The following is a 6,643-nucleotide window of genomic DNA, read 5'->3' as shown; positions in this document are numbered from 1 at the left end:
GAGTTGAGACAATAGAAAATGGCGCTCGCAACCCATTTCCCATCGGTGTAAAAGGCGCTGCCAATCGTCCAATCGTCGGGCGACCACGCTACATGGACAACGCTGCCATCCTTCGGCGCCGTCGCAAGGTCGCGCCATCCGGTGGGATGGGGGTGGGCGAGAGCGAAAGCGGCCTCCAGCCGGTTCAGGATTTGGGCAAGCGTGTTCCCGCCTTGTTGGCCGGTCGCAGAGCGCAGCTCTACGCGGTCATGCTCTAAGGTATGCGGGCAGTCTGTAAGCGCCGCTGCGAGTTTGGAGCGCAGGGATACCGGAGTGGATTGGGGATGGGTCATGCTGCAATCCTTTGCTGTTTCGCCTCCTGGGGCGTCCAGGCGGCCAGATCGGGGACGTTTCCGCGCACCAGCGCTGCGGCCAGCGGTGGGCATACGCTGTTGCCGCACATGCGTACCTGGGCATGCTTCGGCAGGCGCCGGCCGTTGATGGTCGGAGCGATCACATAGGTGGATGGGAAGCCCTGGGCGGCGTACAGCTCATGCGGCTCCAGCATGCGCATGCCGATGTCGGCGATGACGTAGTCCTGGCCGGCCACCGTCACAAGGCCCATGCGGTCCTTCGTCGGGATGGTGTGCATCGGATCCCTGACGTCCTGGTCCTGACCACCCTCGCCGTAATACTTCACCAGGAAGGCGCGCACGTCGGCGACGTGGCCGCCGCCGGCGGTAAGCGTCGGCATGGGCTCTTCGGTCGCCTGCCCGAATTGGTTGTTGCGCAACTTTGCCAGGTGCGAGGTAACGATGCAGGTATCCGCCTTCGCGGTCAGGGTCTGGGATGGCTCGCCCGCGTCGCGCGGGCGGCTCTGTCCCGCTCGGCCGCCGCATCCAACAAGCTGCGCGGCCACCAGGGCATGATGGTCGACTGTGGTCACGGTGCTGGTGGGGCCGTCGAGCGATACGCCCGCGCCGTCATAGTGTCCGCCGTAGTGCTTTGCCAGGAAGCCAGACACCAGTGCATGCTTGGCGCCGCCGGCCACCACCGTGCCCAGAGGCTTATCCAGGCCGGGGGCGCGGGGAGCTTGGCCGGCGCGCTCTCCGTAGCCGGTCTGGATCAGGGTCGGTGCCACCATAGCGAAGTGGCCGCCCTTAACTTCCGCGCACTGCGTGCGAAGCGGCGCGCCGGCGTCGAAATTGCGTTGGGTAGACCCGTTGGCGTGCTCGGTCAGATACGGCGTGACGACGGCATACGTGCTATTGGCAGTTACGGTCTGGAATGGCGCGTCGATGTCGCGCGTGCCAGACCCCCAGCGCTGCGCCTTCCCGGGCTGGCCTTCGCCATGTGACAGGGTGACGATGTAAGGCTTGGCGGCCTCGATCACGTAACGGCGGATGCCGCGCGCTATGCGCTTCATGGTCGCCTCGGCTAGCGGCCGGGAGCGCTCGAAGATAGAGGGGCACGCAATCGACCAGTCGATGCAGTCGGCAGCCGTGCGCCAGGGAAGGAGATCACCGGCGCGCACCGCGGCAGAGTCCGGCGCGCCGTGGGTGGGGGCCGGCCAAACGATTGGCTGACCATCACAGCGGGCGATCAGGAACAGCCGCTTGCGGATCGTCGGCGCGCCGTAGTCGCACGCGCGCAGCTCACGCGTTTCGACGGCGTACCCCTTCTCTTGCAACTGGTGGACAAACGACCGGAAGGTCTTGCCGCGCCGCCGCGGGCACGGCGTGCCGTCGTCCAGCAGCGGCCCCCAGGTTTTGAACTCCTCGACGTTCTCCAGCATGATGACGCGCGGGCGGACCAATGCTGCCCACCGCAGAACGATCCACGCCAGGCCACGAATGCGCTTGTCGCGCGGCTTGCCGCCCTTGGCCTTGCTGAAATGCTTGCAGTCGGGGGAGAACCAGGCCAGGCCGACCGGCCGGCCCTGCGTGGCTTCCAGAGGGTCCACGTCCCACACCGATTCGCAGTAATGCCGGGTCTGCGGATGGTTGATTTCGTGCATCAGCACGGCCTCGGGATCGTGGTTTATCGCCACGTCCACGCAGCGGCCCAGGGCCAGCTCGATGCCGGTCGAAGCGCCACCGCCGCCGGCGAAGTTGTCCACGATGATCTCGGGGTGTACATCCAGGGTCATTTGATCGCGGATCATTCTGCAGAGTCCTCTTGCCCGGGGAAGGGAAAATCGCGTCCCGGCTTCTGGTGCTTGCGGCGGCTATCGCGGCTCATGTGGGGGTCCTATGCGGTGACAGGCGCGCGGCCGCGCAGTACCATCGTCCGGTCCAAATGGGGGGAACAATGGATCTGTGCAGCGGCTGCGACGCGATGGCTGAAAAGAAGGTGGCGATGCACCAGGATCTGGCGCTGATCGCCGAACTGGTCGACGAGAAAGGGCCGTACAGGCTCTACTGCTGCCAGGCCTGCGGGATCAACTGGCGGTTGCGAGGTAAGGATTGGGGCAAACCCAGGTGACGGGCAGGCGCGTGCGCAGTACGATCGGCGCTCCAGCGAAAGGAGACTTGAATGGCGATCTACCTGATTACCGCAATCCGTCGTGACGATCGCGATGAAATATCGCACGTGATGTGGGGGAAAGTGAACCCGACGAATCCCGCTGGCTGGGAACTTCAGCCAGCCCTAGCGCCTGTGGATGACGTGATAGCCGCGCTGGATGGCGGAGACCACGTTCAAGTCAGAAATCCATCCGGCACCCTAGGCAGAGTAGTTAAGACCAGGGTAGATGCGCGTGGCAATGAGGGGATCGAATCTGGCCCACCCGAAGCGGAACATCAACTCCCTCTGGAAGGCCTTCCGCTGTTTTGATGGCGCTTGGCTACAGGTAGTGTGCCTTCCGGCCACCCATCGGGGCGAATGGAATATCGTCCTCGATATCCGCCAGGCCGCCACTGCTCGCCGGCTGCGGGTCGGGATTGCTGCGCCGGCTGGCGTACCCTCCCCCAGCTGCCGGACGCTGCTGGGCCGGGCGCTGCGGACGCGACGCGGGCGCATCGTGGCTACTGCCGCCTGAATCGCCGCCGTCTCGGCCGCCCAGCATCTGCATTTGGTCGGCCACAATCTCCGTGCTGTAGCGGTCCTGGTTGGTGTCCTTGTCCTGCCACTTGCGAGTCTTCAAGCGGCCCTCGACGTAGACGGAGCGTCCCTTCTTTAGGTATTCACCTGCGATTTCTGCCAGGCGGTTATAGAAGACCACCCGGTGCCACTCCGTCTCCTCCCGCTTTTCGCCGCTGCCCTTGTCCTTCCACTGCGATGTGGTTGCGATCGACACATTGCAGATGGCGCCTCCGTCCGGGTTGTACCGAACCTCCGGATCGCGCCCCAGGTTGCCGACGATGATTACCTTGTTGACGCTGGCCATTACGCGGCCTCCTTGCGCAGCAGGTTTTCGTACTTGGATACCAGGCGCTCAAAGGCCATCAGATCGGCTACCAGCTCGTCGATCTCGTCGTCGTCACGCTCGATACGCACGATTGTCAGTTCGCGGCCGATGGCGGCCAGATCCGGCGCCCACAGCACCAGGTCTACCCACTTGCGCCCCAGCAGCCACATGGCGCCATTGCACTGGTCGCGGTAGTCGCTGATGTCGCCATCTACCACCGCGGTGAACAGCGTGTCCGAGGACACCATCGTCTTGATTTCGATGATGCCGTCGTCGCCGACCAGGCCGTCGACGCTGACACCGAACAGCCGGTCAGCGGTCGTGATGAATCCAGCCTCCTCGACGAAGTTCTTGGTTCGGGCCTCGTAGGCAGCGCGCGCGAACGGCTCCTGCTCGGTGCCAGTCCGCATGGCGGCGTTCACGAAGGCCTCGGGCGAGCGGCCGCCGGTGCGGTCCCGGGCTACATCCATCGCGTAGCCGGTGCATTTCTTCGAAGGGCCGCCGCCCTTCAACTTATCGCGGCAATCGCGGAACCGGCTGCCGGTGGTCACGCCCCGGCGCGCGTCTAGCCATTCCTGGGAGCCTTGCGGGGCAGTGTGTACGATCAGTTCCATCATGCGGCTCCTTTGAGCATGTTGCGTTTGTCGGTGTAAGCCTTCTTGAATGCGGCGAAGGCGGCAAGGTCGTTGGTCTTCTGGATCTCGACGCAACCCTTTTCCCATACGTCGATGGCATGCTCAGAGGTGTCGGCCATCGCCATCTCGCTGATCCAGTAGTCCCGAAGTTCGGCAACCTGGCCGGCCTTGTCGTCGCCGCGGCCGTCGTTATCCTCGCCCTTCTCGGATACGCCGGTGATCGCCTTGAGCGTGTGCCGCTGGAGGTACGTGACGGTCGAGGCGATCGCCTGGATGCTGTTCTTGTTGCCGCTGGTGTCGGCGGTAGCAGACAGCGTCACCGAGTCGCTATGGCCCAGGCGGTGCTTCAGGATGCAGGTGACGCGAATGGTGTCCTTTTCCTGGTCAATCTTCCAGCTCCAGGCAAAGCCATGCTTCGACAGCGCGGGGCCGACGGCCTCAACCACGTCGGACAGCTCGGCGTGCTTGTAGTTGGTGCGGCCCTTCTGGCTGGTGAAGTCCACCTCACGGCGTTTGAGGACCTCCACCGCCTCTGCCTTGAAAGCAGCCAGCGAGTCGTTGAACGCCTTGCGGGCCTCGTCGGCTTCCCAATCGCGCTGGATCGCCATCATTTCCTTGATCTGGTCCAGGGGTATGCCCTGCTTCACTGCGGCCATCATCATCCCCATGGGGGAGTTGGCAGCCGGGCCGGCGGCGATAGCGGTCACTTCGCGCTCCGGCGCTTCGATAATTGCGGTCATAACTTCCTCAATACGTGATGACAACCGCGGGAATCTTTCCCTTGGCGATCAGTTCGATGGCTTTCTTCGCGCAGTCCTCGGGCAGGCCGCCCTTGACCAGCGCTTCCATGGCGGCGCGGTTGATCTTCCCGCAGTGCGCACGGTTGGCTTCGCGGCGTTTCGTCTCAGCGTCCGCCGCCGCTTGCTCGTCGGCGATGCGCTTGCGCTCCGCTTCGGCCGCCTGACGCGCTTTCTCGGTGGCTTCGTTCTTCGCCCGCTCCGCTGCGGCGATAGCATCGGCCTTCTCGCGTTCAGCACGCTCTACGGCGAGTTGCGCTTCCAACTCCTTGCGCTGCGTCTCTGCTTTGGCTTCTGCCTCCCGCTTGATAGCAGCGTCGCGTTCTTCCTGTGCTTTCGCTTCGGCAGCACGCTTTGCCTTGTCGGCCGCCTCCTTGGCAATCTTCGCTTCGCGGTCCTTTTGCTCGCGCTCGGCGGCTGCCTTTCGAAGTTGGGCCAGTTCTTCCTGCTCGGCTTCGTACTTCACCCGCGCGGCCAGCTTCTCCTGCAGCTTGCCGACCGCCTTGGCCTTCACATGCTCGGCCTCGGTCTGGAACTCCTCCCAGGACTCGTCCACCAGGATCGCATCCAGCGCGGCGATCTGCGCCTGGATGGCGGCCGACGCTTCGCCGCCCATAGCAACGATCGCGTCGATGCCGGCCAGCGCGTCCTTGTGGCGCTGGATGCGCGCCTCTTCGGCGTTCTCCCAGGCGGTCAGCGGCGCCCTCACCTCTTCCTGCAACGCCTCCAGGCTGTCGCGCATCCGCTTGCGCTCTGCGTCGATCTTCTTCGGCAGCTCCTTCAGGTCGGCCACCAGCTCCTTGCCGAGGTTGTCCAGGGCGACCTTCACCTTGGACACCTTGTGGGCCATGCTGGCGATTTCCTTGCGGCCCTTCACCGTCTGGACGGTGGGTTCAAATTCCTGGCAGCGCGCGATGATCTTCTGCAGGTACGGATCCAGGCCCTTCGGCGTGGTGTAGACGTCCATCGCCGTTTCTTTCGGCGGGAGCACAATCAGGTCGTTGGTTTCGGACATGGCTATCGGGATGCGTGGATTTCGGAATGGGCGTCCAGGCTTGGGCCGACGACGCCGGTCAGGAGGCAGGCTGCAGCAGCCACAAGGACGGCGGTGAGCGGCGCCAGGACGTGCTTCCAGCGCTCCCAGCGCCGGTACGGGCGGAACATATTCATGCGGCTCTCCGGTATTGCTCGATTCGCTCGTCGTCGCGCGCCGTGCGCTGGCCCTGCAGGTGCGCAGCCAGGATGGCGTCCAGCTCGGCCTGGGTGAAGACCTTAGGCACCACCACGCCCTCAACGGTCAGGACGGCGCGTTCGGGGAACAGCTTCACCTTCGAATGCGGGTTGCGGTCGATGTGGTCGACGTAGCAGTACAGGTCAACCTGGGCGCCGAGGGCGAAGGGGTTCGCGCCGTCCTCGAAGAGGAAGTGAATGGTGATCGGCTTCATTCCCGATGCTCCGGCAAGACATCTTCGCCCGTGCGCTCCGCCGCCTCGCGCGCCAGCGCCGTGTAGTGCTTGTGCGCCTTCTCCATGTCGGGCACGGCGCCGGCCTGCGCCACCTGGACGTCCATCGCTGCACGCGCACGGTACCGGTCAAACTCCGGCCGGAACGCTTCCTTCAGCCGCGCCCGGTTCATCGGGTCACCAGCCATCCAGCATTCGGCCAGGCGCTTCATAAACTCGCCGCCGTGGCTGTGCATCGCCAGCGCGGCTTGGGTATCCGTGATGTAGATCTCGGGCATGTTTTTTCCTTGGGAATTACCAGCCGATCGCCACCAGCCCGACAAGGAAAGCCAGGGCCAGCGGGATAAGCCAGAAGCGGAG

The 6,643-nt window shown here is 64.4% G+C and carries 11 protein-coding genes; 2 read left to right on the top strand and 9 right to left on the bottom strand.

Annotation, left to right across the window (positions count from 1 at the left end; translation table 11 throughout):
• On the bottom strand, positions 1-332 hold a 332-nt coding region (locus CEY05_RS31155; RefSeq protein ID WP_143220687.1), incomplete at its 3' end, for a hypothetical protein.
• A complete protein-coding gene (locus tag CEY05_RS28895; protein WP_088600711.1) occupies positions 329-2,143 on the bottom strand; it encodes a DNA cytosine methyltransferase in 1,815 nt (604 codons plus the stop codon). The genes CEY05_RS28895 and CEY05_RS31155, both read right to left, overlap by 4 nt.
• Before the next feature lie 146 nt (positions 2,144-2,289).
• Here CEY05_RS28895 and CEY05_RS31335 point away from each other — a divergent pair, with 146 nt between their 5' ends.
• A complete protein-coding gene (locus CEY05_RS31335) occupies positions 2,290-2,463 on the top strand; it encodes a hypothetical protein (RefSeq protein ID WP_158219451.1) in 174 nt (57 codons plus the stop codon).
• A 51-nt stretch (positions 2,464-2,514) separates the two neighbouring features.
• A complete protein-coding gene (locus tag CEY05_RS31150; RefSeq protein ID WP_143220685.1) occupies positions 2,515-2,814 on the top strand; it encodes a hypothetical protein in 300 nt (99 codons plus the stop codon).
• A 10-nt stretch (positions 2,815-2,824) separates the two neighbouring features.
• Here the strand turns inward: CEY05_RS31150 and ssb are convergent, their stop codons facing one another.
• From ssb to CEY05_RS31145, 7 genes are read right to left on the bottom strand one after another with little or no spacing between them, the layout of a single operon-like run.
• Positions 2,825-3,367, bottom strand: a complete 543-nt coding sequence (gene ssb, locus CEY05_RS28885) for a single-stranded DNA-binding protein (RefSeq protein WP_088600709.1) — start codon at positions 3,365-3,367, stop codon at positions 2,825-2,827.
• Positions 3,367-4,005, bottom strand: coding sequence for a lambda exonuclease family protein (locus CEY05_RS28880; protein WP_233161765.1), 639 nt, complete (start codon positions 4,003-4,005; stop codon positions 3,367-3,369). Before CEY05_RS28880 ends, ssb begins: the two co-directional genes overlap by 1 nt.
• Positions 4,002-4,763, bottom strand: coding sequence for an ERF family protein (locus tag CEY05_RS28875; protein WP_088600707.1), 762 nt, complete (start codon positions 4,761-4,763; stop codon positions 4,002-4,004). Before CEY05_RS28875 ends, CEY05_RS28880 begins: the two co-directional genes overlap by 4 nt.
• A 7-nt stretch (positions 4,764-4,770) precedes the next feature.
• The gene (locus tag CEY05_RS28870) at positions 4,771-5,835 is read right to left on the bottom strand and encodes a hypothetical protein (RefSeq protein ID WP_088600706.1); all 1,065 of its coding nucleotides are present in this window, start codon (positions 5,833-5,835) and stop codon (positions 4,771-4,773) included.
• A 2-nt stretch (positions 5,836-5,837) separates the two neighbouring features.
• Positions 5,838-5,990 carry a hypothetical protein gene (locus CEY05_RS31330; RefSeq protein WP_158219450.1) on the bottom strand — a complete coding sequence of 51 codons (153 nt, stop codon included), beginning with the start codon at positions 5,988-5,990 and terminating at the stop codon, positions 5,838-5,840.
• Positions 5,987-6,265, bottom strand: coding sequence for a hypothetical protein (locus CEY05_RS28865; protein WP_088600705.1), 279 nt, complete (start codon positions 6,263-6,265; stop codon positions 5,987-5,989). The genes CEY05_RS31330 and CEY05_RS28865 overlap by 4 nt, the downstream gene beginning before the upstream one ends.
• Entirely contained in the window at positions 6,262-6,561 is a 300-nt protein-coding gene (locus CEY05_RS31145; RefSeq protein WP_143220683.1) for a hypothetical protein, read from the bottom strand. Before CEY05_RS31145 ends, CEY05_RS28865 begins: the two co-directional genes overlap by 4 nt.
• Positions 6,562-6,643 lie beyond the last annotated feature (82 nt).

Source organism: Achromobacter sp. HZ34, assembly GCF_002209485.1.
Classification (GTDB): domain Bacteria; phylum Pseudomonadota; class Gammaproteobacteria; order Burkholderiales; family Burkholderiaceae_B; genus Bordetella_C.
Note: the sequence above shows the minus strand (reverse complement) of the source record. Positions and strands in the feature narration are given on the sequence as shown.

Excerpts from the sequence above, each read along its gene's own strand:
- ssb (WP_088600709.1), bottom strand. The coding sequence starts at position 3,367 with ATGGCCAGCGTCAACAAGGTAATCATCGTCGGCAACCTGGGGCGCGAT.
- CEY05_RS28870 (WP_088600706.1), bottom strand. The coding sequence starts at position 5,835 with ATGTCCGAAACCAACGACCTGATTGTGCTCCCGCCGAAAGAAACGGCG.
- CEY05_RS28865 (WP_088600705.1), bottom strand. The coding sequence starts at position 6,265 with ATGAAGCCGATCACCATTCACTTCCTCTTCGAGGACGGCGCGAACCCC.
- CEY05_RS31335 (WP_158219451.1), top strand. The coding sequence starts at position 2,290 with ATGGATCTGTGCAGCGGCTGCGACGCGATGGCTGAAAAGAAGGTGGCG.
- CEY05_RS28895 (WP_088600711.1), bottom strand. The coding sequence starts at position 2,143 with ATGATCCGCGATCAAATGACCCTGGATGTACACCCCGAGATCATCGTG.
- CEY05_RS31330 (WP_158219450.1), bottom strand. The coding sequence starts at position 5,990 with ATGAATATGTTCCGCCCGTACCGGCGCTGGGAGCGCTGGAAGCACGTC.
- CEY05_RS31150 (WP_143220685.1), top strand. The coding sequence starts at position 2,515 with ATGGCGATCTACCTGATTACCGCAATCCGTCGTGACGATCGCGATGAA.
- CEY05_RS28875 (WP_088600707.1), bottom strand. The coding sequence starts at position 4,763 with ATGACCGCAATTATCGAAGCGCCGGAGCGCGAAGTGACCGCTATCGCC.
- CEY05_RS31145 (WP_143220683.1), bottom strand. The coding sequence starts at position 6,561 with ATGCCCGAGATCTACATCACGGATACCCAAGCCGCGCTGGCGATGCAC.
- CEY05_RS28880 (WP_233161765.1), bottom strand. The coding sequence starts at position 4,005 with ATGATGGAACTGATCGTACACACTGCCCCGCAAGGCTCCCAGGAATGG.